General features: G+C 72.6%; 26 protein-coding genes. 15 read left to right on the forward strand and 11 right to left on the reverse strand.

All coding sequences use genetic code 11. From position 1 onward, the window contains the following. Positions 1 to 2: 2 nt before the first annotated feature. Both AB0B85_RS12620 and AB0B85_RS12625 read right to left on the reverse strand, forming a co-directional pair. On the reverse strand, positions 3 to 1,319 hold the full coding sequence (locus tag AB0B85_RS12620) for a DUF2252 domain-containing protein (RefSeq protein ID WP_357406535.1): 1,317 nt from the start codon (positions 1,317 to 1,319) through the stop codon (positions 3 to 5). Between the two features lie 35 nt (positions 1,320 to 1,354). Further along, complete coding sequence (locus AB0B85_RS12625; RefSeq protein ID WP_357406537.1) at positions 1,355 to 1,936, reverse strand: NADH-quinone oxidoreductase subunit B family protein; 582 nt, start codon at positions 1,934 to 1,936, stop codon at positions 1,355 to 1,357. A 220-nt stretch (positions 1,937 to 2,156) separates the two neighbouring features. Between AB0B85_RS12625 and AB0B85_RS12630 the strand changes: the two genes are divergently transcribed. Both AB0B85_RS12630 and AB0B85_RS12635 read left to right on the forward strand, forming a co-directional pair. Further along, the gene (locus AB0B85_RS12630) at positions 2,157 to 2,693 is read left to right on the forward strand and encodes a SigE family RNA polymerase sigma factor (RefSeq protein WP_357406761.1); all 537 of its coding nucleotides are present in this window, start codon (positions 2,157 to 2,159) and stop codon (positions 2,691 to 2,693) included. Then, a complete protein-coding gene (locus tag AB0B85_RS12635; RefSeq protein WP_357406539.1) occupies positions 2,686 to 3,888 on the forward strand; it encodes a hypothetical protein in 1,203 nt (400 codons plus the stop codon). The genes AB0B85_RS12630 and AB0B85_RS12635 overlap by 8 nt, the downstream gene beginning before the upstream one ends. An 86-nt stretch (positions 3,889 to 3,974) precedes the next feature. On the opposite strand, the gene AB0B85_RS12640 is transcribed toward AB0B85_RS12635, so the two are convergent. Beyond that, positions 3,975 to 5,465: an aminotransferase class V-fold PLP-dependent enzyme gene (locus AB0B85_RS12640; RefSeq protein ID WP_357406541.1), complete on the reverse strand. Its 1,491-nt coding sequence runs from the start codon at positions 5,463 to 5,465 to the stop codon at positions 3,975 to 3,977. A gap of 27 nt (positions 5,466 to 5,492) precedes the next feature. Continuing rightward, the gene (locus AB0B85_RS12645) at positions 5,493 to 6,869 is read right to left on the reverse strand and encodes an MFS transporter (RefSeq protein WP_357406543.1); all 1,377 of its coding nucleotides are present in this window, start codon (positions 6,867 to 6,869) and stop codon (positions 5,493 to 5,495) included. Positions 6,870 to 7,060: 191 nt separating this feature from the next. Here AB0B85_RS12645 and AB0B85_RS12650 point away from each other — a divergent pair, with 191 nt between their 5' ends. From AB0B85_RS12650 to AB0B85_RS12660, 3 genes are read left to right on the forward strand one after another with little or no spacing between them, the layout of a single operon-like run. Then, entirely contained in the window at positions 7,061 to 7,609 is a 549-nt protein-coding gene (locus AB0B85_RS12650) for a SigE family RNA polymerase sigma factor (RefSeq protein WP_357406763.1), read from the forward strand. Beyond that, positions 7,602 to 8,702: a hypothetical protein gene (locus AB0B85_RS12655; RefSeq protein ID WP_357406545.1), complete on the forward strand. Its 1,101-nt coding sequence runs from the start codon at positions 7,602 to 7,604 to the stop codon at positions 8,700 to 8,702. The genes AB0B85_RS12650 and AB0B85_RS12655 overlap by 8 nt, the downstream gene beginning before the upstream one ends. Continuing rightward, positions 8,660 to 8,830: a hypothetical protein gene (locus AB0B85_RS12660; protein WP_357406547.1), complete on the forward strand. Its 171-nt coding sequence runs from the start codon at positions 8,660 to 8,662 to the stop codon at positions 8,828 to 8,830. The genes AB0B85_RS12655 and AB0B85_RS12660 overlap by 43 nt, the downstream gene beginning before the upstream one ends. 136 nt (positions 8,831 to 8,966) lie before the next feature. Here the strand turns inward: AB0B85_RS12660 and AB0B85_RS12665 are convergent, their stop codons facing one another. Further along, positions 8,967 to 9,281 carry an MGMT family protein gene (locus AB0B85_RS12665; RefSeq protein ID WP_357406549.1) on the reverse strand — a complete coding sequence of 105 codons (315 nt, stop codon included), beginning with the start codon at positions 9,279 to 9,281 and terminating at the stop codon, positions 8,967 to 8,969. A gap of 13 nt (positions 9,282 to 9,294) precedes the next feature. On the opposite strand from AB0B85_RS12665, the gene proB reads away from it, so the two are divergent. The 8 genes from proB to AB0B85_RS12705 all read left to right on the forward strand — a co-directional run bounded on the left by proB (position 9,295) and on the right by AB0B85_RS12705 (position 14,883). Beyond that, positions 9,295 to 10,452 carry a glutamate 5-kinase gene (gene proB / locus AB0B85_RS12670; protein WP_357406551.1) on the forward strand — a complete coding sequence of 386 codons (1,158 nt, stop codon included), beginning with the start codon at positions 9,295 to 9,297 and terminating at the stop codon, positions 10,450 to 10,452. A gap of 62 nt (positions 10,453 to 10,514) precedes the next feature. Continuing rightward, positions 10,515 to 11,759 carry a glutamate-5-semialdehyde dehydrogenase gene (locus tag AB0B85_RS12675; protein ID WP_357406554.1) on the forward strand — a complete coding sequence of 415 codons (1,245 nt, stop codon included), beginning with the start codon at positions 10,515 to 10,517 and terminating at the stop codon, positions 11,757 to 11,759. An 85-nt stretch (positions 11,760 to 11,844) separates the two neighbouring features. Next, on the forward strand, positions 11,845 to 12,246 hold the full coding sequence (locus AB0B85_RS12680; RefSeq protein ID WP_357406556.1) for a YbaB/EbfC family nucleoid-associated protein: 402 nt from the start codon (positions 11,845 to 11,847) through the stop codon (positions 12,244 to 12,246). 2 nt (positions 12,247 to 12,248) lie between these two features. Continuing rightward, positions 12,249 to 12,575, forward strand: a complete 327-nt coding sequence (locus AB0B85_RS12685) for a hypothetical protein (protein ID WP_357406557.1) — start codon at positions 12,249 to 12,251, stop codon at positions 12,573 to 12,575. A gap of 28 nt (positions 12,576 to 12,603) precedes the next feature. Then, positions 12,604 to 13,098, forward strand: coding sequence for a hypothetical protein (locus AB0B85_RS12690; RefSeq protein ID WP_357406560.1), 495 nt, complete (start codon positions 12,604 to 12,606; stop codon positions 13,096 to 13,098). Next, the gene (locus AB0B85_RS12695; protein WP_357406562.1) at positions 13,091 to 13,720 is read left to right on the forward strand and encodes a hypothetical protein; all 630 of its coding nucleotides are present in this window, start codon (positions 13,091 to 13,093) and stop codon (positions 13,718 to 13,720) included. Before AB0B85_RS12690 ends, AB0B85_RS12695 begins: the two co-directional genes overlap by 8 nt. Further along, entirely contained in the window at positions 13,717 to 14,334 is a 618-nt protein-coding gene (locus AB0B85_RS12700; protein WP_357406564.1) for a hypothetical protein, read from the forward strand. The genes AB0B85_RS12695 and AB0B85_RS12700 overlap by 4 nt, the downstream gene beginning before the upstream one ends. Before the next feature lie 33 nt (positions 14,335 to 14,367). Continuing rightward, positions 14,368 to 14,883, forward strand: a complete 516-nt coding sequence (locus tag AB0B85_RS12705) for an SUKH-4 family immunity protein (RefSeq protein ID WP_357406566.1) — start codon at positions 14,368 to 14,370, stop codon at positions 14,881 to 14,883. Here the strand turns inward: AB0B85_RS12705 and AB0B85_RS12710 are convergent. The 6 genes from AB0B85_RS12710 to AB0B85_RS12735 all read right to left on the reverse strand — a co-directional run bounded on the left by AB0B85_RS12710 (position 14,867) and on the right by AB0B85_RS12735 (position 22,006). Continuing rightward, positions 14,867 to 15,715, reverse strand: coding sequence for a prenyltransferase/squalene oxidase repeat-containing protein (locus AB0B85_RS12710; RefSeq protein WP_357406568.1), 849 nt, complete (start codon positions 15,713 to 15,715; stop codon positions 14,867 to 14,869). The genes AB0B85_RS12705 and AB0B85_RS12710 overlap by 17 nt on opposite strands. A gap of 85 nt (positions 15,716 to 15,800) precedes the next feature. Next, entirely contained in the window at positions 15,801 to 16,982 is a 1,182-nt protein-coding gene (gene moeZ, locus AB0B85_RS12715; protein WP_357406570.1) for an adenylyltransferase/sulfurtransferase MoeZ, read from the reverse strand. A 122-nt stretch (positions 16,983 to 17,104) separates the two neighbouring features. Continuing rightward, the gene (locus AB0B85_RS12720) at positions 17,105 to 17,848 is read right to left on the reverse strand and encodes a DUF3152 domain-containing protein (RefSeq protein ID WP_357406572.1); all 744 of its coding nucleotides are present in this window, start codon (positions 17,846 to 17,848) and stop codon (positions 17,105 to 17,107) included. Positions 17,849 to 18,039: 191 nt separating this feature from the next. After that, a complete protein-coding gene (locus AB0B85_RS12725) occupies positions 18,040 to 18,888 on the reverse strand; it encodes a DUF3152 domain-containing protein (RefSeq protein WP_357406574.1) in 849 nt (282 codons plus the stop codon). Positions 18,889 to 18,893: 5 nt separating this feature from the next. Then, the gene (locus tag AB0B85_RS12730) at positions 18,894 to 19,868 is read right to left on the reverse strand and encodes an alpha/beta hydrolase (RefSeq protein ID WP_357406576.1); all 975 of its coding nucleotides are present in this window, start codon (positions 19,866 to 19,868) and stop codon (positions 18,894 to 18,896) included. 23 nt (positions 19,869 to 19,891) lie between these two features. After that, complete coding sequence (locus AB0B85_RS12735) at positions 19,892 to 22,006, reverse strand: hypothetical protein (RefSeq protein WP_357406765.1); 2,115 nt, start codon at positions 22,004 to 22,006, stop codon at positions 19,892 to 19,894. Positions 22,007 to 23,406: 1,400 nt separating this feature from the next. On the opposite strand from AB0B85_RS12735, the gene AB0B85_RS12740 reads away from it, so the two are divergent. Both AB0B85_RS12740 and AB0B85_RS12745 read left to right on the forward strand, forming a co-directional pair. Continuing rightward, a complete protein-coding gene (locus tag AB0B85_RS12740; protein ID WP_110563158.1) occupies positions 23,407 to 24,045 on the forward strand; it encodes a TetR/AcrR family transcriptional regulator in 639 nt (212 codons plus the stop codon). Between the two features lie 64 nt (positions 24,046 to 24,109). Next, positions 24,110 to 24,337, forward strand: coding sequence for a DUF3107 domain-containing protein (locus AB0B85_RS12745; protein WP_110563159.1), 228 nt, complete (start codon positions 24,110 to 24,112; stop codon positions 24,335 to 24,337). Positions 24,338 to 24,760: the final 423 nt, after the last annotated feature.

Below are 24,760 nucleotides of genomic sequence, written 5' to 3' on the forward strand. Positions count from 1 at the left end.
TCCTAGATGCCCGGCAGCCGGCCGTTGCGGAACAGGTCGACGAAGAGCTGATGGTCCTGCCGGGCCCGCACCCCGTACCCGTGCGCGAAGTCCACCAGGTGGGCGACGAAACCCCGCTCGTCGGCGTCCACCGCCGCGACGATCGCCTCCTCGGTGGAGTAGTCCACCAGGTCGTGGCTGGACTCGTCGTCGGCGACCGAGTGCATCCGGGCCACCGCCCGACCCAGGTCGACAAGCACCCCGGTCAGCTCCTCCGGCTCGTTCACGTCCGACCAGTCCAGGTCGGCGGCGTACGGGGAGACCTCGGCGACGAGCTGACCGGCCCCGTCCAGCTCGGTGAAGCCCAGCCACGGGTCGGCGTGCGCCTGCAAGGCCCGCTGCGACTCGGCGGTCCGGTGCCCCTGGTGCTGGAAGTAGCCGCGGACCGACTCGTCGGTGACGTACCGCGCCACGGCCGGCACCTGCGCCTGCTTCATGTAGATGACGACGTCGTTCTCGAGGGCCTGGGTGTGCCCCTCAAGCAGCAGGTTGTACGACGGCAGCCCGGCCGACCCGATGCCCACGCCCTTGCGCAACACCACGTCCTTGATCCGTGCCGCCACCGGCCGGAGCTGCGTCGAGGCGGTCGGCAGGGTGCCCAGGTAGTCCTGGAAGGCCGCGCGTACCCGGTCCCGGGTGGCGTCGTCGACCTCGAAGACCCCGTCGCCGACGGAGAACCGCCGCTCGTAGTTGTCGATGGTGGTCTGCGCGGCGAGCAGGTCCACCCGGGTGTTGAGCCGGGCCTGCTGGAGCACCCGGCGCAGCACCCCGTCGGCGTTCTCCAGGGTGATCGAGCCGATCGCGTCGTCGCCGCCGGCGGCGATCGCCCGCAGCTCCGTCAGGTACGAGCGGGCGAACCCGGCGACCAGATCACCGATCGCCGTGTCGGAGAGCGCCTTGCCGTAGCCGAGCAGCGCCACACTCGCCGCCAGGCGGCGCAGGTCCCAGGTGAACGGCCCGACGTACGCCTCGTCGAAGTCGTTGACGTTGAACACGAGCTGCCCGGAGGCGTTCATGTAGGTGCCGAAGTTCTCCGCGTGCAGGTCACCGTGGATCCACACCCGGCTGGTCCGCTCGTCGAGGAACCGGTCGTCGGCGAAGTCCCCGCGCTGGTCGGCGTAGAACAGCGCGGCGCTGCCCCGGTAGAAGGCGAACGGGGACGCGGCCATCTTCCGGAACTTGCGTCGGAACGCGGCCGGGTCGATCGCCATCGACGCACCGAACTCCTCGGTGAGCACGTCGACGATGTGGGCGGACCGCTGGTCCACTGAGCTGGTCATGCTGCGCAGGCTAGCTGGGCCCGGCCACCCGGAGGTCAGTTCGTCGCGGGTGGGCGTACCGGCGCGGCGGTGAGCGAGTCGACGGATCGCGGGGCGGCGGCTTCGCGGGGCGGGGCGTCCAACGGGGCGGCCAGCAGGTCCCGCTGCGGCACGCCGCCGACGCCGGACTGCTCGGCGGCGATCTTCTCCTGGAGGCGCAGGATGCCGTGCAGCAGTGCCTCCGGCCGGGGTGGGCAGCCGGGCACGTAGACGTCCACCGGGATGAGCTGGTCGACGCCCTTGGTCACCGAGTACGAGTCCCAGTACGGGCCGCCGCAGTTGGAGCAGGCGCCGAACGAGATGACGTACTTCGGTTCGGGCATCTGGTCGTAGAGCCGCTTGATCGCCGGAGCCATCTTGTCGGTCACCGTGCCGGACACCACCATCAGGTCGGCCTGTCGGGGGCCATGGGCGAACGGGATCACGCCGAGCCGGATGAAGTCGTGCCGACCCATGCTGGTGGCGATGAACTCGATCGCGCAGCAGGCCAGGCCGAAGTTGAACACCCAGAGCGAGTAGCGGCGGCCCCAGTTGAGCACGAACCGGATCGGCTCGCCGAGCAATGCCGGCAGCTCCACGAGCGCCCCCTCTCCTCACCGACAGTGAATCACAGGCAGCGCCGACGCGGTCCGGCGGTGAGCGGCCCGGGGGCCGGTCCGCCTGTCCCGCAGCCGACAACGACTCGGCACCGACCGACCCGCAACCCACCGGCGTGTCCGGCGGTGTGACTGATGCTGGCGAACAACCCGTCAGCGGCCGCCACGGGGAGGGCGAGTGCTTGTGACGAGAGACGTACGGGTGGGCGCGCCGCCCCCGGAGCCTCCGGGCAACTCCATCCCGGCGGCCCCCGAACTGGTCTTCGACGACTTCTACCACGCCCACTTCCGCGGGCTGGTGGTGCAGCTCACCGCGTACACGGGCGACCTCGGGCAGGCGCAGGACCTGGTTCAGGAGGCGTTCTGCCGGGCGTACGCCCGCTGGGACCGGATCGCCGGGTACGAGGACCCGTTGGCCTGGGTCCGCAAGGTCGCCTGGAACCTCGGACACAACCGCTGGCGGCGGCTGCGGACCGCCCAGTCGTGGCTGCTGCGGCAGCGGGAGGCGCACGTCGCCGGCCCGAGCCCCGACCGGGTCGCGCTCGACGTCGCGTTGGCGACGTTGCCGCCGAAGCAGCGCCGGGCGGTCGTCCTGCACTACCTCGCCGATCTGTCGGTCGCCGAGATCGCCGCCGAGGAGCAGGTTGCCGAGGGCACCGTCAAGTCCTGGCTGCACCGGGGCCGGACGGCCCTCGCCACCCAACTGCGGGACACAACCGAGGAGGTGCGGGATGTCTGAGCCGGAGACCCTCGGCCTCGCCGAAGAATTCGCCCACTACCGCCGTACCGTGCTGGACAAGGTCGAGGTGCCCGGCCCCGCCGCCGTCCGGCGGACGGTACGTGGCCGCAACCGACGCCGGTGGGGGGCCACCGCCACGACGGTGCTCGCACTGTTCGGCGGGTCCGCCATCGGGTACGCGGCGATGAACGGCCCGGACCACCGGCCCCCTCCGGTCGACCCGACGCCGAGCATCTCGGTGTCGCCCACGCCGGACGGCTCGACGAGCCCGACTCCCAGCGCCTCCGCGACCAGTGCTGGCCCCGGCTCCGCGGTGCCGGACGGCCGGATCAGCCGGGCTCAGTTGCTCGGCGCGGCGGTGACCCTGCCGGCGTGGCGGGCCGGGCTCGACTGCCCGTCGTCGGCCGCCCGGCTCAGCGGCGACAGCCGCGAGGGGGTCAACTGGCTCGAGGCGCTCGACCACGGTGACATCGACGGGGACGGGGCGGTGGAGACGGTGGCGCTCGTGCGGTGCGTGTTCGGCACCGGCGGTTCCCAACAGGTGGTCGCCTTCGACCGGGACGAGCAGGGGAAGGTGGTCACGCTCGGCCGCGTGGTGGCGACGACGATCGACAAGCCGCAGTGGCTGTTCGCCCTCGACGTGGTGGGCGACGGCACGGTCCGCGTGCAGGTGGGTGACATCGCTCCCGGGGGCGGCTGGCCCGCAGAATTTTCACAACGACAGTGGCGGGGCTACCGCTCGCAGGGCGACGCTTTCGCCCAGGTCTCCGGGCCGACGAGCTTCGCTCCGAACCGGCACGACGTCAACCTTGTCGTCACCGCCACGAATCTGGTGCTCGCCGACGCGGCGGACGGCGCCAAGGTCGGCACTGTCACAGTGCGCATTCGCAACACGGCCGGACTGGCCGCCTACGTGGCGCTGCGGCTGGGCCTGCCGGCGGAGGTCCGCCCGGACGGCAGTGGCTGGGCGGCGTGCCGGAACGACCCGGCGACGACCCGGGAGCCGGTGCGGTGCGACCTGAACAAGCTCGAAGGCGGCAAGGAGACCCAACTGACGTTGGGCTTCCGGGTTCCGGCGGGCAGCACCGTCGGCACCGGCAAGGCCGACGTGGACGTCCGGGCGATGGACGCCGACTTCGACTTCGTGGAGGAGGTCTACGACGTGGACAACACCGTCTCGGTCACCTACCGCTGAACCGGTAGGTCCGGTCCGCCGTCGCCTGCCGGCGGACCGGGCCGGGTCGGGTCGGGTCGGGTTGGGTCGGGTTAGGTTGGGCCACGTCACCAGGTGGGGCGTTGCAGCAGGCCGACGAACTCCACGAGCAGGCGTTCGCGCAACGCCGGAGGGGCGGCGTCGAGCAGGGTGTTCACCACCGCCAGCGGGCCCGGTGTCGGCGTGCCACCGCCACCGAGTCCGAGCCCGGCGGCGAGTCCGGCGACGAGTTCGGGGGTGAGGGCGTCCGGGGTCAACGACGTCGCCAGCGCCATCAGCTCGGGCGGGAGGGCGACCGGGCCGGCTGTCCGGGCGGCGGCCACCGCCTCGACCAGGTCGGGCCCGAACTCGGCGACCCGGGGCGCGACCGAGGCGGTCACCGTGAGGTGCACACTCGCCGGCAGCCCGGCGTACGACAGTTGGGGCTGGGTGTGCCAGCCCCGCGCGGTCAGCTCGTCGACAAGCACGAACAGGTCGGGGCCACCCTCGGTGGCGGTGAAGCACACGACTGTCGACTCCGGCTCGACCATCAGCCGCAACCCGTCGATGGCGCGGACCGCGTCGGCCAGGCCGGCGACCGCGTCCCGGGTGACGGCGGCCAGCCGCAGGTAGCCGTCGTCGCCGAGGTGCCGCACTGTGGCGTACGCGGCGGCGATCGGCCCGCCCGAGCGGGTGGACGCGATCACCGGGTTGATCATCGTGTAGCCGGGCCAGTCCGCGTACGCGAAGTACTGCGGGGCGCGCAGCCGGGCGTCGCGGTGCAGCAGCACCGACACCCCCTTCGGCGCGTACGCGTACTTGTGCAGGTCCACCGAGATGGACGTGACCCCGGGGACCGTGAAGTCGAACGCCGGCACCGGCTCGCCGAGGCGACGCAGGTAGGGCAGGGTCCAGCCGCCGAAGCAGGCGTCCACGTGGCAGCGCACCCCGGCGGCGGCGGCCACGGCGGCGATCTCCGCGACCGGGTCCACCACGCCGTGCGCGTACGAGGGCGCGGAGCAGGCGACGAGCACCGTCTCCGGGCGGATCGCGGCGGCCATCGCGGATGGGTCGGGGCGCAGGGTGTCCGGGGAGACCGGTACGACGTCCAACGCCACCCGCAGGTAGTGCGCCGCCTTGGCGAATGCCGCGTGCGCGCTCGACGGCACCACGATCCGGGGTTCGGAGATCTCCGGGTGCGCGTCCCGGGCGGTCTTGACCGCGAGGATCAGCGACTCGGTGCCACCGCTGGTGACGCTGCCGACGACGTCCGGGGCGGTGCTGCCCGGACCGGCGCCGAGCACCCGGCCGGCGGCGGCGACCAGCGCGTTCTCCATGGCCAGCAGGGACGGAAACGCGGTCGGGTCCAGCCCGTTGACGTGCGCGCTCTCCCGGTGCGCTGCGGCAGCCAGCTCGTCCAGCCCCGGCACCGCCGGGTCGTAGACGTACGCGAACAGTTGCCCGCCGTGCGTAGGCCGATCACCGGCACGCAACCGACGAACCTCCGCCAAAACATCCTCAGCCGCCACCCCGAAAGGCGACAAAGCGCCGCCCGCAACCCTGCTCTCATCGTCGATCATGGAGTCGTGGTGCCTTTCTTGTTCCGGTCAGCGGCTTTCGTCCCCCACCACAACTCCATGATCGGCGCGGTGGTGGGGGGTCAGGGGGGTCAGGGTGTAGTGGCGTAGGAGGAACACGGGCGGGGCTATCAGGAACGCCGGGAGGATCGTGAAGCCTAGGAGCACGCCTAGTCGGGCTGGGTTGGACTGGGTGGCTGCCGTACCGCTGTCGGAGGACACGTAGCCGGAGAGTTGGAGCACCAGTCCGTAGATGCCCGGACCGAGCGCCAGGCCGAGGGTCTCCCCGGCGGTCCACAGGCCGGTGAAGACACCCGCCTGCCGTCGACCGGTGCGGACCGTGTCGTACGCGATGCAGTCCGGCAGCATCGCCAACGCGAAGACCTGCTGTCCGGCGTATCCCACCCCGATGACCGCGACCACCAGGTAGACCGCTACCGGCGGCAGCACCGGCGCGGCGACCAGGGCGAGCGCCCCGCCGGCGAGGATCAGCGAGCCGACGACAAGCGCGGTCCGCTTGCCGAGCCGGGCACCGACCCGGGTCCAGATCGGCATCACCAGCAGCGCCGGCCCGACGAAGCAGACGAAGAGCAGGGTCGGCCCGCTCTGCTCGTCGCGCAGGATCTGCGCCGCGAAGTAGTTGACCCCGGCCAGGATGGTCGCCACCCCGGCGGACTGCACAACGAAACAGATCAGCAGCGCCCGGAACGGGCGGTTGGCGCTGGCGACGGCGAGTTGGGCACGCAGCGTCGGCTCGCTGCCGCCCACCGCGCCGGTGGGCGCGGACCGGGTGCCGAAGAACGCGCCGAGGGCACCGAGGGCGATAAGCGCCGCCACGAACAGGCCCATCCACCGGTGCCCGGCCACGCCGTCGCCGCCGGCGGTCACCACCAGGGGCGCGATCGCGCCGGAGACCAGGATGGCCAGCGCCAGCACCGCGATCCGCCAGGTCATCAACCTGGTGCGCTCGGCGTAGTCGTCGGTCAGCTCCGCCGGCATCGCCACGTACGGCACCTGGAAGAAGGCGAACGCGGTGGCGGTGGCGAGGAAGGCGACCGCCACGTACGCGGCTGCGGCCGAGCCGTTCCCGAACGGCGCGGCGAAGATCGACGCGAACAGGACGGCGAGCGCGAGGCCGCCGACGAGCAGGTACGGGCGGCGGGCGCCCCAGGGCGACCGGGTGCGGTCGGAGATCCGCCCGGCGACCGGGTTGACCAGCACGTCCCAGGCCTTCGGCAGCAGCACCAGCAGAGCGGCCAGGCCGGCGGCCACACCGAGGGTGTCGGTCAGGTACGGCAACAGCAGCAGACCGGGCACGGTGCCGAACGCACCGGTCGCCAGGGAGCCGAGCGCGTACCCGGCGTGCACCCGTCGAGGCAGCGAGCCGGGGCCCGGCGGCGTTGTCATGGGGCCGAATATTACTCACGTTGTGTCGGAGGCCACATCCCCTCCTGCGGCCACGAACCTGCCGCCCGTCGCGGTCATCTAAGAAAGCAGGTGGCCGGCAGCCAGCCCGCAACCGCGTCCGCAGTCTCGGAGTGTTACTACCGCGAGGGCACACCGCCTGGCGGTGACGGGGAGGGGCAGTGACGTCAACGATGGGTGCCCGCGCCAATGAACCAGCGTTACGGACGGCCGCTTCGGCGGTCGAGCCGACGATCACCTTCGACGACTTCTACCACGCGCACTTCGGCAGCGTGACCGCTCAACTGTCCGCGTACACCGGGGACCTGGGCCACGCCCAGGACCTGGCCCAGGAGGCGTTCTACCGGGCGCTGACCCGCTGGGACCGCCTGGTCCGCTACGACGACCCGGTGGCCTGGGTCCGCCGGGTCGCGTGGAACCTGGCGCACAGCCGCTGGCGACGCCTGCGCACCGCCCGGGACCACCTGCTGCGACAACGACGCACCGAGGCCGAGGTGCCCGGCCCGAACCCCGACCGGGTCGCCATCGACGCGGCGCTGGCGCAACTGCCACCCAACCATCGCCGTGCGGTCATCCTGCACTATCTGGCGGACCTGTCGGTCAGCCAGATCGCCGCGCAGGAGGGGGTGGCCGAGGGCACCGTCAAGTCGTGGTTGCACCGCGGCCGGACCGCCCTGGCCGCGCTGCTGGACGAGAACACCGAGAGGGTGCGCGATGTCTGACCTCGACCCGCTGCTGCGCGAGCGGCTCGGCGCGTACCGCAATGACGTGATCAGCCAAGTCGCCGGCGCCGGTCCGGACAAGGCCCGGCAGCGCCTACGCCGACGCCGGCGAACGACAGCGGCGGCCGCCGCGGCGGCGGTCGTCCTGGGGGTGACCCCCGTCGTCATCAACGCCGCACTGCACGGCGACCGGACTCCGCCGGTGCCGGTGGAGTCCATCCCACCGACGGCCCCGCCCACGCCGGCACCGGCGACGCCCACGCCGAGCGGGTCGCCGACGCAGAGACCGACACCCACCGGTACTGCCCCGACCGGCCCGGACGGACGCATCAGTCGGGCGCAGTTGCTCGCCACACCTGTCGACCTGCCGAACTGGCCGCCGGGCATGGCGGAGGGCGGCTGCACCACCTCGAACGTACGGCTGAAGACCAACACGGATAAGACGTACGTGTCCGAGCTTGCCGACAACGAGTTCGAGTACGGCGACGTCGATGGCGACGGAGTCGACGAGACCATCGCCATCGTCGCCTGCCGGTACGGCGAGGCGTCGGCCAAACAGGTGGTGGCGTTCGAGCGGAACCGGGACGAGCGGATCGTGACGGTGGGCAGAGTGGTCCGGACCGACGACGAGTTCAAGGACATCCTCGCGGCGGAGATCAGCCCGACCGGTGCGGTCCAGGTGACGGTGGCCGACATCGTGCCCTGTTGCGAGATCCCGAAGTACTTCCGGCGGGAACAGGTGCGGACGTACAAGTGGAACGGGCAACGGTTCGAGCAGAGCGACGGCCCGACGAAATTCGGCACGGATCCCCGGCTCACCGACCTGAGGCTGAGCATGACCTACGACGTGGTCGACGTCGGCGGGGCGGACACCCGACGCAAACTCACCACTGTCTTCACGGTCACCAACGCCGGGCCGGTCGACGCGCCGCAGGTCGCATTCCACGACATCGAGCGCGGCGAGCGGGCGGGCGGGCGGGCGGAGACTGGTCCCGATGCAAGCCGGGACAGGTCGCGGACTCGAGCCGACCGACGTGTCTACTTCCCGGCGTGCCGGCTGGTGAGTCTCGCCGCTACACGTTCGTCCTACTGATACCTGGCCAGCCGGGCCCCGACGCCTCGAACCGGGACTTCCGCGTCCTGCACTACGACACCCAGGACCGCTACTGGCTCGACCTGAAGCCCGACGACAACGAGGTGCCGCCCGCGTTTCCGCTCTGAAAGGCGCCCCGCCCCAGCCCGGGGCGGGCACCTGTCCTGCCCGCGGCGGGCCGCAGAACTACCTGCCGAGCGGTGTCGCGCGGCAGGACCGCCTGCCCGACCGCGCCCGCCGGGCTCGATCACGTTCCGCCGGTCGTCACGGCCTCTCCTGGGGCGACCATCCGGCCGCCGCGACGTCCACGCCCTCGCCGCGCAGCGGTGTGCCCTCGGCGCGCAGCCGGGCCCGCGCCTCCCGCTCGTGTCCCGGTGGCAGCCGGCCGGCGGAGGTAACCACCCGATGCCAGGGCACCGAGCCGCCGTGGCGGGCCATGATGTTGCCCACCAGTCGCGCGGACGCCCGCCCCGAACGCTCGGCGAGCGCGTCGGCGACCGCGCCGTAGGACATCACCCGACCCTCGGGGATCCGCTCGACCAGGTCGAGCACCGCCTCGACGTACTCGTCAGGAGTCACAATCCGCCACCATATGGGAACATCGCCGGGCGCTGCGACAGTGAGCACGCAGAATGGTCGCGTGCGCGACGCAGTCACGGCGGCCCGGCGGGTCGTCGTCAAGATCGGATCTTCCTCGTTGACCACCGCGACCGGCGGGCTGGCCGACGAGCGCGTCGACACGCTCGTCGACACCCTCGGCCGGCTGACAAGCGAGGGGCGCGAGGTGGTGCTGGTCTCCTCCGGCGCCATCGCCGCCGGCCTCGCCCCGCTCGGGCTCCCCCGACGTCCGCGCGACCTGGCCACCCAGCAGGCCGCCGCCAGCGTCGGGCAGGGCCTCCTGATCGGCAGGTACGCGACGAGCTTCGCCCGGCACGGCCGCACCGTCGGGCAGGTGCTGCTCACCGTCGACGACGTGACCCGACGGGCGCACTACCGCAACGCGTACCGCACACTTCGCAAGCTGCTCGACCTGGGGGCGGTGCCGATCGTCAACGAGAACGACACGGTCGCCACCCAGGAGATCCGGTTCGGCGACAACGACCGACTGGCCGCCCTGGTCGCCGCGCTGGTGCACGCCGACCTGCTGGTGCTCCTCTCCGACGTGGACGCGCTCTGGACCGGCGACCCCGGCAACCCGCACTCCACCCGGATCGCGGAGGTCCGGGACGACGCGGACCTGGCCGGGATCACCATCGGCGGGACCGGCCGCTCCGGCGTCGGCACCGGCGGCATGGTGACCAAGGTCGAGGCGGCCCGGATCGCCACCGGCTTCGGCATCCCGGTGGTGCTCACCGCCGCCGACCTGGCCGCACCGGCCCTGACCGGCGAACCGGTCGGCACCCTGTTCCATCCGCAACGGCAACGCCCGACGGCCCGCTTGTTCTGGCTGGCCCACGCCACCTCACCGCGCGGGCGGCTGCACCTCGACCCGGGCGCGGTGGCGGCTGTCGTCGGGCGGCGCAAGTCGCTGCTACCCGCCGGCATCACCGCTGTGGACGGCACCTTCACCGCTGGCGACCCGGTGGACCTGGTGGACACCGCCGGCGCGTCGGTGGCCCGCGGGTTGGTCAACTACGACGCGGTGGAGCTGCCGGGGCTGCTCGGCCGGTCCACGTCCGAACTCGCCGCGGCGCTCGGCCCGGCGTACGAACGAGAGGTCGTCCACCGCGACGACCTCGTGTTGCTGTAAGCAGGGGCCCCCTTGACGCCTGGTGTCGTACGAGGGGCCCTTCCGAACACGAGGAGCGATCGATGAGCGTCGTCGAGCAGGCGAAGCGGGCGCGGGAAGCCGCCACGGCGTTGGCAGTGGCCACCCGTACGGTCAAGGACGCCGCGCTGGTGGCGATGGCCGAGGCGCTGGTGGCGCGTACCCCGGAGATCCTGACCGCCAACGAGACGGACCTGGCGGCCGGCCGGGAGGCCGGGCTGAGCGCGGCGGTGCTGGACCGGCTCGCCCTCGACGGGGGCCGGGTCGCCGGCATCGCCGACGCGCTACGCCAGATGGCCGCGCTGCCCGACCCGGTCGGCGAGGTGGTACGCGGTTCCACCCTGCCCAACGGGCTGGAGCTGCGCCAGATCCGGGTGCCGTTCGGGGTGGTCGGCATCATCTACGAGGCGCGGCCGAACGTGACAGTGGACGCCGCCGGGATCTGCCTGAAGTCCGGCAACGCGGCGCTGCTGCGCGGGTCGTCGTCGGCCGCGCACTCCAACGCCGCGCTTGTCGCGGTGCTGCGCGACGCGGTCGCCGGCGCGGGGCTCCCGGCCGACGCGGTACAACTGCTCGACGCCAGCTCCCGCGACTCGGTGAAGGAGCTGATGCGCGCCCGCGGGCTCGTCGACGTGCTCATTCCGCGCGGTGGGGCGTCGCTGATTCGGACCGTGGTCGAGGAGTCGACGGTGCCGGTGATCGAGACCGGGGTGGGTAACTGCCACGTCTACGTGGACGCCGCCGCCGACGTGGCGAAGGCCGTCGCTGTGACGTTGAACGCCAAGACGCAGCGTCTGTCCACCTGCAACACCGCCGAGTCGCTGCTGGTGCACGCCAGCGTCGCCGACGCGTTCCTGCCACCGATGCTCGCGGCCTTCGCCGAGGCCGGGGTGACGGTGCACGGCTCCCCCGAGGTGGCCGCGTACTCCGCCGCTGTGGTCCCGGCCACCGAGGAGGACTTCGCCACCGAGTACCTGTCCGCCGACATCTCGGTAGCGGTGGTCGAGTCGCTGGACGCGGCGGTGGGGCACATCCGGCGCTACGGCACCGGGCACACCGAGGCGATCCTCACCGACTCGGCGAGCGCGGCCCGCGATTTCGTCGCGCGGGTGGACGCGGCCGCGGTGATGGTGAACGCGTCGACCCGCTTCACCGATGGCGGCGAGTTCGGCTTCGGCGCGGAGATCGGCATCTCCACGCAGAAGCTGCACGCCCGTGGCCCGATGGGCCTGCCCGAGCTGACCTCGACGAAGTACGTGGTCACCGGGGACGGGCACCTGCGCGCCTGACCGTCCCCGGTGGACGGGGTGCCGCCGGGGTGTGCCGGGTCGCTAGTCTGGGGCCGGTTCGGCACGGCCAGTCCGGGGAGGCAGCATGCTGGGTGAGAAGGCCCTGGAAGAGCAACTAGCCCAGGCGCGGGCCGCCTTGCGGGAGGTCAGCAGCACCGTCGCGCCCCGGGAACGGGTCGAGTCGGTGGGCGAGGCGGCCGACGGGCGGATCCGGGTCACCGTCGACAGCGCCGGCCGGGTCAGCGCCGTCAACCTCGATCCCCGGGTGCTGCGCGAGGGCTCGGAGCAGCTTGCCGAGGAGTTTCGCCGGGCGGTGAACGCGGCCCTCGACGGGCAGGAAGAGGCCACGGCCGGGACGGAGCCGATGCCCGACCTGGCTGCGATGACCGCCACAGTGGAGCGGCTACAGGACCAGGGCCTGCGGCAGATGCGGGAGATCACCCTCGCGGTCAGCGAGACCATGCGGAAACTGCATGGGAGGAGCTGACGATGAACCCGCTCGACGTCGACGTCGACTCGGTGCGCCGCGGCGCTGAGGAGTTGGCCCGGGCCAAGGAGGAGGTCGGGCAGGCCTTCGAGGCGTTCCAGGCCGCGGTGGGTAGCTACGCGGACGCCTTCGGCGGCGACGACATCGGGATGCTGCTCGGTGTCGCCCACCAGGCCTGTGTGGACGGGCTGACCGAGTGCCTCAGCACCAACCTCACCGAGCTGGAAAACTACGCCGCCGGCCTGCACTCGATGGCGGAGGGTTACCGAGCCGTCGAGGAGGGCGTCACCGACCTGTTCCAATCAATTCTCGGCAAGCTCGGCGGCTGAACCCGCCGTACGGGGAAATGGAGTGGCCGTGGGCCTGACGCTTCCGGGTGAGCTCGTGTCGTTGCTCTCGATGATCGGGTACGACTGGCCGGAGTCGGACGAGACAGCCCTGTTCCAGCTTGCCGGCGAGTGGACCGGCATGGCCGACCGGATCAACAGTTCGGTAGCCCAGTTGGAGTCGGCCGCGCGAACGGTGTTGGACGCCAACCGGGGCGAGAGCTTCACAGCGTTCGCCGACGAGTGGAACGACAGGGAGTCGGCCGCCCGCAACATCGCCGATGCCACCGACCCGACGAACATCATCTCCATCGGGCTGATGGCCGCGGCAGGGGTGGTGCTGGCCCTGAAGATCCAGGTCATCATCCAGCTGATCCTGCTGGCCATCCAGATCGCGCAGGCGATCGCCACGGCGGTGGTGACCTTCGGCGCGTCCCTGCTGGAGATCCCGATCTTCAAGATGATCACCGGGCTGATCGTCGACCAGCTGATCGGGATGGCGGTGGACACGGTGCTCAATGGCTAGGAAGCGCACCTCGCCGCCCCGCCAGACGCAGGCGAAGGGCGCCAGGATCGTCTCGGCGTACCTGGAGAACGCCGACGTGTTCCGCACCGCCAAGACGGCCGGCACCACCCCCCGCGGCCCGGCCGTGCTGGTGCTGCGCAACCGCCCGGACTTCGACAAGAGGGACTTCGACCGCAAGGCCAGGGACCTGGTCCGGCTCGGCCAGGAGGGCCGGCTGAGCAAGGCGAAGTCGGACCGGACGGCCAACAACGTCTACCACCGCGGGGGCCGAGGGACCAAGCCGGGCACCCGGACCCGCACCAACGTCTTCCGGGACCGGGTGATCCGCCGGCTGACGAAGAACGAGAAGTTGACCCAGCAGCACGGTGACCCGACGACCAATCAGTACCTGGCCAACAAGCAACTCGTCGATCGCCTCTACGACGGCCGGGGGCCGATCCGGGCCCGGGGCGAGGGACTGGACCCGGACCATATCCACGAGCTGCAACTCGACGGAAAGGACGAATACGCTAACCTCAGGCTGATGGACTCCTGGACCAACCGCCAGCTCGGCAGCGATATCTCCGTGGCGTTGCGCGACGTCCCCGAGGGCACCCCGATCATCGTGAAGTTCCTGCCATGACCGACGCGGACCCCGCCGTCCTCGCCCGGATCACCGAAAAGCTGGAGCTGCTCACCCGGGTCGAGGCCGAGCACGGCTTCGGTGTGCGTATCGAGGGGGCGGCCCCGCTGGAGCCGATCGCCGACCTGCCGGGCGTCGCCGAGGTCTACTCCCTGTTCCAGCGGCTGGAGGGCGACAACTTCCGGTTCCACGCGCCGAAGGAGATCCGCACCCCGCAGGCCTGGGCGGAATACGAGGTCGACCCGAGCGACCCGATGGGCAGCCCGTTGGTCGTCGGCTACGAGATCGACAGTGTCCCCCGCGGCCTACGGTCCGAGATCCGCGGCGGCGACCCGATCTACCTCGACCGGGAAGACCTGGACGTGTATTACATGGAGTCCAGCGCCTACGTCTACCAGTACGAGCACCCCGACGAGGACGTCGAGTTCGCCATCATCGCCCCCGACGTCGCCACGTTCTTCGACGAACACGTGCTCGGCCCCCGCTACCCGGAGCTGACGGCCGTCGTCCTCGGTCCCGCCGCCCCCGAGCAGCGGCTGCGCAAGGGACGGCACGCAGGCGAGTACGCCGACAACTGGCGGCGGCTGCTGATCGCCGCCGGCCTGTCGTCCTGACCGACCCGACTCCTGTGACCACGAAGGACCGTCATGGCCGCTGACCCCCGGTTCCGTGCCCTGTGGCACGAGGACGAGCTCATCCCGTACCCGCGTGAGGCGTGGCTGGAGGGGGGTCTCGGCCCCGACCTGCTCCCCGCTGGCGACGAGATCCCGCTCGACGTGGCGGTCGTCTACACCGCGTTCCTCGAAGGCGACATCGAGCTGTACGACACCATGCAGCTGACCACCGAGGACGGTTCGCTGGACATCCGGCTGATCGTGGTGGGCGCGGTCGCCGACAACCCCAACCTGCTCTACGTGCTGGACCCGCGCACCGGCGAGATCCTCCAGTTCGACCTGGACCAGAAGGACGTTCAGGGCGTCAACAGCAGTTTCCGCACGTTCGTCGAGTTCCTCTACCAGTTCGCGCTCTTCGTCGAGGCGGATGAGGGCAAGGCGGGCCGGGCGGAGCGGGCCGAGACGCTGCGGACGGTGCTGGAGGGCATCGACCCGGCCGCGTTCGCCCCGGACGGCTGGTGGCCGCTGGTGATCAGCCAGCTGAGGTGACCACCCGGCACGCCCGGATCGCCCGCAGTGTGGTGTGCACATCGAACTGGTGACCGTCGTCGCTGTCCCAGCCGCCGTCGCTGCGCTGGGTCTTGGTGAGCCGCTCGCGGGCCGCGACAAGCAGCCAGTGCTCCTCGCCCATGTCCACGCGGCTCAGCGTCCCGGCCAGCCAGGCCACGTCCGCCGGGGACAGCTGTGGGATCCGCTCGGCGAGCACCGACTGGATCAGCGCCGACTCGTAGTACATCTCCTGCCGGTGCAGCACTGCCGCGGTCAGCCAACCGGCGGGCACGAACGAGGGCCAACGGCCGTCCGGGGCGAGCTGCGCGGCGAGCGTCTGCGCGGCGGCCTGCACCACCCCGGCGTACGACCCGCCGACCCGGTGGTCCAGCGGCCCGGCGGCCCGGGCGCCCAGCCCGCCCACACTGAGCCAGAAGGCGGCGTTGGCGGTGAGGTAGAGACGGGCCTCCGGGTCGCCTGGGCGGGCCCACTCCGGGGCGAGGTCGGCGAGCGTCGGGTCCTCGTCCCAGCCGCCGTCGGGCAACTGGGAGGCGGCGAGCCAGTCCAGCGCGCGCCGGGCCGCCGGGCGGCCGAGGGCACCGAGGTCGTCCAACTCGGCCAGGCGGAAGCAGGTCGCGTCGATGGAGCCGACGGCACCGTCCAGGACGGCCGGCCACCCGCCGTCGGGCGTCTGCCCGGCCTCGGCGGCGTCGAGCACCTCGTCCGGCACCGGTACGCCGCCGCGCAGCCGGGACAGACGCGCACGGTCGACCGCGTCGCCGTGCGCCACGACGAAGCCGATAGCGCCGTCCATGTCCACCACGGCGGTCACGCTACCTGCGTAAAGGGCGTCGCGCCTCGGGGAATCGGCCGAGGCCGGGGCGGGTGAGTGGCCCGCCGCCGGCCCCGGTCGTCGCTCAGTACGCGGGCAGCGACGGGTCGATCTGCTTGATCCAGGAGAGCACGCCACCCTGCACGTGCACGGCGTCGCGGAAACCGGCCGCCTTGAGCGCGGCGAGCGCCTCGGCCGAGCGGACGCCGGACTTGCAGTGCAGCACCACCTGCTTGTCCTGCGGCAGCTTCGCCAGCGCCTCACCGGAGAGGATGTCGCCCTTGGGGATCAGGGTGGAGCCGGGGATCCGGACGATCTCGTACTCGGCGGGCTCCCGCACGTCGACGAGGAAGATGTCCTTGCCGGCGTCCTGCCACTCCTTGAGCTCCACAGCGGTGATTGTCGAGTCGACGGTCGCCTCCTGGGCCTCCTCGGAGACCGCGCCGCAGAAGTCCTCGTAGTCTTCCAGCAGGTCGGTGACGCTCGGGTTGTCGCCGCAGAGCGCGCAGTTCGGGTCCTTGCGCACCTTGATCTTGCGGTATTCCATCTCCAGGGCGTCGTAGACCATCAGGCGGCCGACGAGCGGCTCGCCGATGCCGGTGAGCAGCTTGATCGCCTCGTTCACCTGGATCGAGCCGATCGACGCGCAGAGCACGCCGAGCACGCCGCCCTCGGCGCAGGAGGGGACCATGCCGGGCGGCGGCGGCTCCGGGTAGAGGCAGCGGTAGCAGGGGCCGTGCTCGGCCCAGAACACCGACGCCTGGCCGTCGAAGCGGTAGATCGAGCCCCAGACGTACGGCTTGCCGAGCAGCACCGCCGCGTCGTTGACCATGTAACGGGTGGCGAAGTTGTCGGTGCCGTCGACGATCAGGTCGTACTGGGCGAAGATCTCCCGGACATTCTCCCGGTCCAGCGCGGTGTTGTGGATCTCCACCTGGACCAGGGGGTTGATCTCGCGGATCGACGCGGCGGCGGACTCGGCCTTGGACCGCCCGACGTCCGACACGCCGTGAATGACCTGGCGCTGGAGGTTGGACTCGTCGACGGTGTCGAAGTCGATGATGCCGAGCGTGCCGACCCCGGCCGCGGCGAGGTACAGCAGGGCGGGCGACCCGAGGCCACCGGCGCCGACACAGAGCACCCGGGCGTTTTTCAGCCGCTTCTGCCCGGTCACCCCGACATCCGGAATGATCAGATGGCGTGAGTAGCGGCGGATCTCGTCAACGGTCAGCTCGGCGGCGGGCTCGACGAGCGGGGGCAACGACACGGTGGACTCCCCGGGATCGGCGGTGTGAACCGCGCCATTGTCACTCGCCGGAGCCCCGCTCGGCCATGAGGGACGACACTGGTCCGCGATGCGGGAGTGGGAATAACCGACGACCCGGCTGATCAGGGAACAATGTCGCCGGCGTAGCGACGGCCGTCGAGGTAGGGCCAGGCGTTCGCGACGCAGCCGCGCAGGCCGTACGTCTGCTGCTGCATCACCGGGGCGGGCTCCCCCGGCTCGGGACAGGCCTCGTGCTGCTCGCCGAACTCGTGACCCACCTCGTGGTTGATCACGTAGGTGCGGTAGGTGTCGAGCGCGGCGCCGTAGTCGGGGACCGCCTCCATCCAGCGGGCCAGGTTGATGATGACCTGGCCGGGCAGGCGACAGGAGGTGTAGCGCTCGGTGGCCAACCCGCCCTCGGCGCACATCCGCTCGGACGTGACCGGGGTGGCCAGGTAGATGGTGAAGTCCGCCGCCCCGGCGTCGGCCACCCGCTGCACCCGCAACTCGTCGGAGGCGATCCAACTGCGCCGGTCGGCAAGCACCTCGTCCACCTTGGCGGCGAACGCGTCGGCGTCCTGGCCGGTGCCGCGTTCGACCACCACCCGGTAGCGGCGCAGCGGCCCATCCGTTCCGTACACGGGTGTCTCGCCGTCGGCCGCCGTGAAGCGTCCGGCTCCGACCGAGGGGTAGCTGGTGGGCGCGGGGTGCGCGGGCGCCCCACCTCCGTGGCCCATCTCACCCTGCCTGGTGGCCGGGGTGTCGGCCGGCGGCTCGCCGCCCTGGTTGAGCGTCACGCCGACGCCGGCGGCCAGGACGAGCACGAGCGCGCCGAGCAGCAGGGTACGGCGACGTCGCCTGCGCATCCGGCGGAGCGTGGGACGCGCGCCGTCGTACGCCGACCGGCCAGACCGGTCGGGCGGTGAGGGCGGGCCGTAAGGGGACGACGGCGTCATGACGTCAAGCCTGCCAGATTATTCGGGCATTTCTCTGTTTTTACCGTTATTCAGGCATTGCGCCTGATGGTGAGTGGGCGGTCAGCCGGTCGCAGCGCCGTTCAGAGGGCGGGGCCGGCGTAGCGGCGTCCATCGACGTACGGCCACGGGTTGACCCGGCACCCGTTGAGGAAGAGCGTCTGCTGCATCATCACCGGCGCCGGGCGGCCCGCACCCGGGCAGCGCTCGTGCCGGTGCCCGAGCTGGTGACCGACCTCGTGGTTGACCACGTATGTGCGGTAGACCGCAAGCGGCACCCGGGCCGAGACGAAATGCGGCACCGACAGCCGCCACCGGTCCAGATTGATGATCACCTGGCCGGGTGCCCGGCAGGAGGTGTACGGCCGACCCCCGATCCGGATGTTCACCCCGCCCTCGGCACACATCCGCCCCGCCGTGCGGGCGGTGGCCAGATAGACGGTGAAGTCGCGCGGCGCGTCCCCCGGCACCTGCTGCAGCCGGAGCCTGCCGCTGTCCACCCAACTGCCCGGCCCGGCCAGCGCCACCTGGACCGCCTGCGCGAAGTCCGCGGCGACCTCGTTGCTGCCCGACTCCACAGCGACCCGGTACCGCCGCACCGCACCGGCGCGACCCAGCACCGGGCCGGAACTGTCGTCGTAGCCGAACCTCCCGGTGCCGGCACTCGGGACGGTGCCAGGCACCCGCAGCACCGGCGACGGACTGGACGGGACCACGGCGGAGGGCGACGGGCCCACCGACGGCGGCGGCGCGACCACCAGCGGCGTCGCGTCGACCTCGTCGGCGGCCAACCGCTCGGCACCGGGACGCCCGCCCGGCCCCTCGGCGACGACGGTGACCACCGCGCAGACCGCCAACACCACCGCAGCGAGCTGGGCGAACCGCGCGAAACGTCGCTGACGGCGACCGGGAAGGGGGCTTGAGCTGGGCATCCAGGTCAGCCTGCCAGATCGGACCGCCCGACGGTCTCCTCCGTTTCGGCGAGCAGGCCGACCACCGCCCGGGCAACCAGGCGCGGCACCTCCAACTGCGCCACGTGACCGACGCCGTCGAGCATCATCAACCGACTGTCCGGGATCACCCGGGCGGTCTGCGGCGCGACCCGCACGTCGACCAGGCGATCCGCCCGGCCGCCCACCACCAGGGTCGGTGCACGCACCGCCGCGGCGAGTCGCCACAGCGAACCCGACCCCGGCAGGTACGCCCGCAGGAAGCTGGAGACCAGGCCACGGAACGTCCGGACGTACGCGGCGGCGTAGTGCTCCGCCTCGTACCGCACCCGGATCTCCTCAAGCGCCTCGGCCCGACGCTGGTCGCAGATCCGGCTCAGGTCGGCGACGCACGCCTCCAGCACCTGCTGGGCCATCACCTCGGGAGCGAGCTGGGTGAGGTGCCGGGCGACCAGCCGCTCACCCCGCGGGATGGCGAGCACCGGCAGCATCCGCCCCTGCAACGAGCGACGGAAGTCGAGGAACGGCAGGGCCGGAGAGATCAGGGTGAGGGTCCGGACCAGGTCCGGCCGGAGCCCGGCGACCTGCACCGCCACCGCGCCGCCGAGCGAGTTGCCGAACAGGTGCACCGGCCCTCGACCGGAGTGCTCGATCCAGCGGACGACAAGGTCGGCGAAGGCCGCAATGGTGTAGCGGGGACCCGGCTCACTGCGACCGAAGCCGGGCAGGTCGATGGCCTGACCGTCAAGCCGGTCGGCGAGCAGCCCGGCCAGGTCGGTCCAGTTCTGTGACGACCCGCCCAACCCGTGCACGTACAGCGCCGGTTCCGCGCCGGCGGTGGTCGCCGGAGTGTCTCGGACGTACGTGACCCGGCCGTCGAGGCGGACCTCCCGGCCCGGCCAGGGCGGTGGGACCTGATGATCGGGGAGCAGGTGGTCGGGCCAGAGGGTGGCGCGCTTCATCGTTCCAGTCTGCCCCGTTCCACTCAGGACAGCAGCGCCTCCAGCCGACGGTTGACCGCCGCCAGCGTCGCCCGGACCACCGCCTGCCGCGGATCACCGGCGACCAGCGCCGAGCCGGCGAGCTGCTCGACCCAGCCCGCACAGACCAGCAGCACCACCACGGTGGCCACCTCGCAGTTGCCGAACGGCACCACCGCCGCGTGCTCGACGAAGCAGCGACCCCGTTCGGCGTTGTCGGTGCCGCGCAGCAACTCGTCCACCGCGGCGGCCGCCGCCACCGCGCAGAGCCGCAGCACGTAGCCGTCCACCGCCGGCCCGGTGGCGTACCCGGAGGCGTTGTCCCCCTCGGCCAGCAGGCGGACCTCCACGTTCGCGTCCAGCCCGAACGTGCTCACCTGCACGTGGTCGATCACCACCCGCGGCCCCGGCACTCCCCCGGTGTCCAGCGGGCGGGACGGCGCCGACTCCGTCGTGGTCACCTGACCACCGGAGTACGACGTGCCGAGGGTGGCCGGGCTGCCGGTCGCGGCACCGGCCGGCGCGGCCGAGACCGAGCCCGGCTCCTCGACCGTGGCGCGACCCCGGTGCGTCGCGTTCGTTCGGCGGCGGCGTGTGGTGTCCGTGCCGGTCCACTGCTCCGGGCCGGTCGGCGTCGCCTCCACCGGGCCGCCCGACGGACGCCCCGGCGGCGTCGGCTCGGCTGCCCGGATCTCACCGGTGCGGGAGGCCGGACCACCGTCGCGCGGGGTCGCGCCGGGCGGCTCCGCCGTACGCCGCTCGGCAGGTCGGGGTTCGGCCAGCCGTCGACGAACCGGCGGAGGTGGCGTGCTGGGCAGGCCGGGCACGTTCTGTGGGGCGGCGGCCAGCCCCATCCGATCCTGCAGCAGCCGGGCCACCTGGCGGCTCACCTCGGCCGGGTCGGCGCCGTCGGCCAGGTCCAGGCGCAGGCTGTGCGCCCCCGCCGGGGTGCGGCGCAGCGCCGCGTCGCGGACACCGGCGACCTCTCGAACGGCGTCCAGGATGGCGTTGACGTCGAACCCCTCGGGGCGCTCCCGGAGTGGGGCTGGTTCGTCGTCGCGGCGAAGGTGGGTGGCGATGCGGGCGAGCTCCGGGGTTTCGGCGGGTGGATCCACGGCTGGCGGCTCCGGCACGACGGGCACGTCCGGCTCCGCGGGGACGCGCTGCGGCAGCACCGCCGCCCTCGGGTCTGGTTGCCGGCCGTCGTCGGCCGGATCGGTCGACGACGCCGGGTCGGGGGCGGAACGGCGCGCCGCGTAGGGCGAGGTGGAAGTGACCGGGGACCGGTCATGGCGCTGGGCCCCGCTGGCGGCGACGGGCGGAATCTCCGCGGCTGAGGACACCCTGAGGTCGGCTGCCGACGGGGCGTCGGCCCGGGGTGCCTCGAAATGCGCGGGCCCGGGCGGTTCGGGGATCGCCGACCGGAGCCGGAATGGTGCGGTCGGCCGGATCTCGGGCCGTGCTGGGCCGGGCGTCTCGCCGGCCTCGCCGCCGGCCGCGCTCGTGGACCGGCTGGCCGGCCAGGAGGGTCGCTCGGCGGGGGCGGTTGGGATCCGGCCCTCGGACCAGTCCGGCCGCTCGGCCGGGGAGTTGCTCGCCGTCGGTGAACCGCCGGCCCACGAGGGGCGCTCCGCCACCAGGGGCGGGCCCGCCGGGGCCGGGGGCGCGTCGGCGAGCGTGGGGGGCGGCCCGGCCGGTGCCGGAGGCGGCGCGTCGACGGGCGCGGCACCGGCGGCCCAGGAGGGCCTCGTCGGTGGGGCGCTGGCAGGTGTCGGGTCGGCGTCTCCGGCCCAGGGCTCCGGCGCCGGGGTGGGCTCGGCAGCGGAACCCCTGGCCCACGAGGGCCGGACCGGCGGGACGCTTGTCGTCGCCTCGGACCCGCCGGCCCAGGACGGCCGTACCGGCGGAACGCTTGTCACCGCTCCGGACCCGCCGGCCCAGGAGGGCCGTGCCGGCGCCGGGCTGGTGGGCGTCGGGTCGGACCCGCCGGCCCAGGACGGGCGGTCCGTCCGGGGTGCGCCGGACCCGGCCCAGGAGGGACGGTCGGTCGGTGGGCCGCTGGTCGGCGCGGGAACGTTTGCCCACGAAGGGTGGTCGGCCGGTGGGCTGCTGGTCGGCATCGGAGCGCCGGCCCACGAGGGACGATCGGCGACCGGTGGTGTGCTGCCAGTCGACGGCACCGGGGGGCCACTGGTGGGGGACACGTCCGCGTCGGCGGACCGGGGCGCGACGGCGGGCGACGCGGCCCAGGACGGGCGATCGGACGGCGGTGGGCTGAACTGCTCGCCCGGGCGCGGCGGCACGGCCTCGGACCCGGACTCAGCCCCTGTGACGTCGTACCCGTGGGGCGGATCGGCACGCACCGGCTCATAGGGGCGGGGCACCTCGGCGCGCACCGGCTCGTACGGCTGGTGGGGCTCGGCGACCCAACCCGGCGCGGGCTCGTCCCGGGTCTTGGGGGCGGCCGGCTCGTCGTCCGACCGGGACCAGGGTGGCGCCCACCCGCCGCCGGAGCTCGGCCGGTTCCAGTTCGGCCCGGACCAGTCCGGCTCGATGGCCGGCGACTCGCCGGCACGGTGTGCGTCGCCTGGTCGGGGGTTGTCCGCGGCGCGACCCGGCTCGGCCGCGTCGGCGGGCCCGGCCGGCCTCGATGCTGCCGGCGGCTCGGGGGCGAGCGGGTCCCGCCAGTCACGGGGCGCGGCCGGCTCGTCGGCGGCCAACCGTTCGCTTGTCGGCGCGCGGAAGCCGGGCGGCACCTCGAAACCAGACGCGGCGGTGCCGACCGGCGGCACCTGGACGGCTGGTGGCGCGGAGGTGGGCGGGCCGGGTGCGGCCCAGCGAGCACGGTGCGCGGCGGCCGGATCGGCGGTGGCGCGGGTGGCGGTGCCCTCGTCGGGCTCGCCGGCACCCTGCTCCTGCGGCGGTGCGGGACGTTGGGCGGGCACCACCAGCCGGTCACCGGACGCCTCGGGTCGACCCTCGGCCGGTAGCCCCGGCGGTGCGCTCACCGGCGTGGGGCGGCCGGCGGGTGGTTCGAGACCGGGAGGGCGGACGCCGTTGGCGTCGCCCGGGTGGTGCACGCCGTTCGGGTGGTGGCCGTTGGCGCGGGTCGGCGGATCGAGGTCACCCGGCAGCCCGCGCAGCGGCGCCGGCAGGTCGCCGTGCCGGCTGGACGAGGTGCGCCAGCCAGCCGCCGGGTCGGGTTGCCAGCGCGGCTCCTCGTCCGGGGCATCCTCGCGATCGGCGGCTCGGGACCACCCACCCGACGGAGGCGCCCACCCGCTGACGGAACGGCCCGGGTCGTCGTGCTGACCCGTTCCGTCACCGTGTTCTCCCGGGGTGGCGGCTCCGGGTTGCCCTGTTTCACTCACCGCGCGCTCCTTGGTCGCCCCCGCTGAGGCTACCGTGTGCCGAGAGTGGCGATAAGTTACAGCGGCGGGCCATTTCCACGACGGGGGTCGCGAGCTTCGCCCGGTCTGGGGGGAAAATGCCGGCTCGTACGGAGAACTCGGAGGATCCCATGACCGCTGCGGGGAACGGTGCACAGACCGCTGGCCGGCCCACCCGCCTGCCCCGCTCCGCGCGCCGAAAGCAGCTTCTCGCTGCGGCGCAGGAGGTGTTCGTCGCACAGGGCTACCACGCCGCGGCGATGGACGACATCGCCGAGCGGGCCGGGGTCTCGAAGCCGGTGCTCTATCAACACTTTCCCGGAAAGATGGATCTCTACCTGGCGCTGCTCGACACGCACTGTGACGCCATCGTCGCTCAGGTGCAGGATGCGATGCGCGGCACCAGCGACAACAAGGAGCGCGTCGGCGCGTCGGTGCGGGCGTACTTCGACTTCGTCGATCACGAGAGCGAGGCGTTCCGCCTCGTCTTCGAATCGGACCTGCGCAACGACCCGGCGGTGCGGCAGCGGGTGGAGCGGGTCGAGCAGGGCTGCATCGCGGCGATCACCGACACCATCATCTCGGACACCGGGGTGAGCCGGGCGCACGCCGAGTTGCTCGCCTCCGGGCTGGTCGGCGCGGCGGAGACGGCCGCGCAGTTCTGGCTGGCCGGTGGCCGTCAGGTGCCCAAGGCCGAGGCCGAGGCCCTGGTGGCCGCGTTGTCCTGGCGGGGCATCGCGAGCTTCCCGCTGCAAGGTGAGTCAGCCTGACCGCTGACCCCGTGATCGGATAGCCTTCCCAGGGCGGTTCTTTCGCCCCAGTTGAGGAGGCACAGTGGAGGTCAAGATCGGCGTGCAGTACGCGCCGCGTGAGCTGGTACTGGACAGCGCTCAGTCGCCGGCCGAGATCGAGCAGATCGTGACCGACGCCTTCGCCGGCAACGGCGGCACGCTCTCCCTGACCGACGAGAAGGGCCGGCGGGTCATCGTTCCGGTCGAGAAGGTCGCCTACGTCGAGATCGCCGAGGCGTCGCCCCGGTCGGTCGGTTTCACCGTCCGCTGACCGGTCCGGCCATCGCGGCAGGTAGGCGTCGGGCCACCTGCCGCGGGCCGGTGCCGGGTTCGCGGTTCCGGTAGCGGCCCCTGCGCGCGGTGCCGCGTCGACGCAGTGCTCGACCCGGCAAGCACCGCCCGCTCGGCTCGGGTTCTTCCCGCACCTCACCCGGATGACATGAGGCAATCCCCGTCCGGCCCGGACCCCCGCCGTCCGGCCCGGACCCCCGCCGCCCACCGCACGTCGGTGACTCATGCGGGGTACGCCCCTCGCTTAAATGTGACTTAGGTCACAATCATCGCCCCCGCGTGTCGCCTGGCCGACCGGGAATCGGGACGAAGGCATGCCTGTTCAGGTAGCATAGAGCAGTTGCCGTGGGCGCCGACCTGATCGAAGCTCAGCCTGCGGCGCGCGTGCGGCCCGGTCCGGCTC

Origin of the sequence: Micromonospora sp. NPDC049044, from assembly GCF_040649215.1 — a bacterium.
Taxonomy (GTDB): Bacteria; Actinomycetota; Actinomycetes; order Mycobacteriales; family Micromonosporaceae; genus Micromonospora.

Coding starts and splice junctions, on each gene's coding strand:
- AB0B85_RS12650 (WP_357406763.1), top strand. CDS start 7,061: ATGGGTGCCCGCGCCAATGAACCAGCGTTACGGACGGCCGCTTCGGCG.
- AB0B85_RS12695 (WP_357406562.1), top strand. CDS start 13,091: ATGGCTAGGAAGCGCACCTCGCCGCCCCGCCAGACGCAGGCGAAGGGC.
- AB0B85_RS12645 (WP_357406543.1), bottom strand. CDS start 6,869: ATGACAACGCCGCCGGGCCCCGGCTCGCTGCCTCGACGGGTGCACGCC.
- AB0B85_RS12655 (WP_357406545.1), top strand. CDS start 7,602: ATGTCTGACCTCGACCCGCTGCTGCGCGAGCGGCTCGGCGCGTACCGC.
- AB0B85_RS12620 (WP_357406535.1), bottom strand. CDS start 1,319: ATGACCAGCTCAGTGGACCAGCGGTCCGCCCACATCGTCGACGTGCTC.
- proB (WP_357406551.1), top strand. CDS start 9,295: ATGGGAACATCGCCGGGCGCTGCGACAGTGAGCACGCAGAATGGTCGC.
- AB0B85_RS12640 (WP_357406541.1), bottom strand. CDS start 5,465: ATGATCGACGATGAGAGCAGGGTTGCGGGCGGCGCTTTGTCGCCTTTC.
- AB0B85_RS12735 (WP_357406765.1), bottom strand. CDS start 22,006: ATGCCGACCAGCAGCCCACCGGCCGACCACCCTTCGTGGGCAAACGTT.
- AB0B85_RS12730 (WP_357406576.1), bottom strand. CDS start 19,868: ATGAAGCGCGCCACCCTCTGGCCCGACCACCTGCTCCCCGATCATCAG.
- AB0B85_RS12720 (WP_357406572.1), bottom strand. CDS start 17,848: ATGCGCAGGCGACGTCGCCGTACCCTGCTGCTCGGCGCGCTCGTGCTC.
- AB0B85_RS12635 (WP_357406539.1), top strand. CDS start 2,686: ATGTCTGAGCCGGAGACCCTCGGCCTCGCCGAAGAATTCGCCCACTAC.
- AB0B85_RS12680 (WP_357406556.1), top strand. CDS start 11,845: ATGCTGGGTGAGAAGGCCCTGGAAGAGCAACTAGCCCAGGCGCGGGCC.
- AB0B85_RS12740 (WP_110563158.1), top strand. CDS start 23,407: ATGACCGCTGCGGGGAACGGTGCACAGACCGCTGGCCGGCCCACCCGC.
- AB0B85_RS12700 (WP_357406564.1), top strand. CDS start 13,717: ATGACCGACGCGGACCCCGCCGTCCTCGCCCGGATCACCGAAAAGCTG.
- AB0B85_RS12705 (WP_357406566.1), top strand. CDS start 14,368: ATGGCCGCTGACCCCCGGTTCCGTGCCCTGTGGCACGAGGACGAGCTC.
- AB0B85_RS12725 (WP_357406574.1), bottom strand. CDS start 18,888: ATGCCCAGCTCAAGCCCCCTTCCCGGTCGCCGTCAGCGACGTTTCGCG.
- AB0B85_RS12675 (WP_357406554.1), top strand. CDS start 10,515: ATGAGCGTCGTCGAGCAGGCGAAGCGGGCGCGGGAAGCCGCCACGGCG.
- AB0B85_RS12685 (WP_357406557.1), top strand. CDS start 12,249: ATGAACCCGCTCGACGTCGACGTCGACTCGGTGCGCCGCGGCGCTGAG.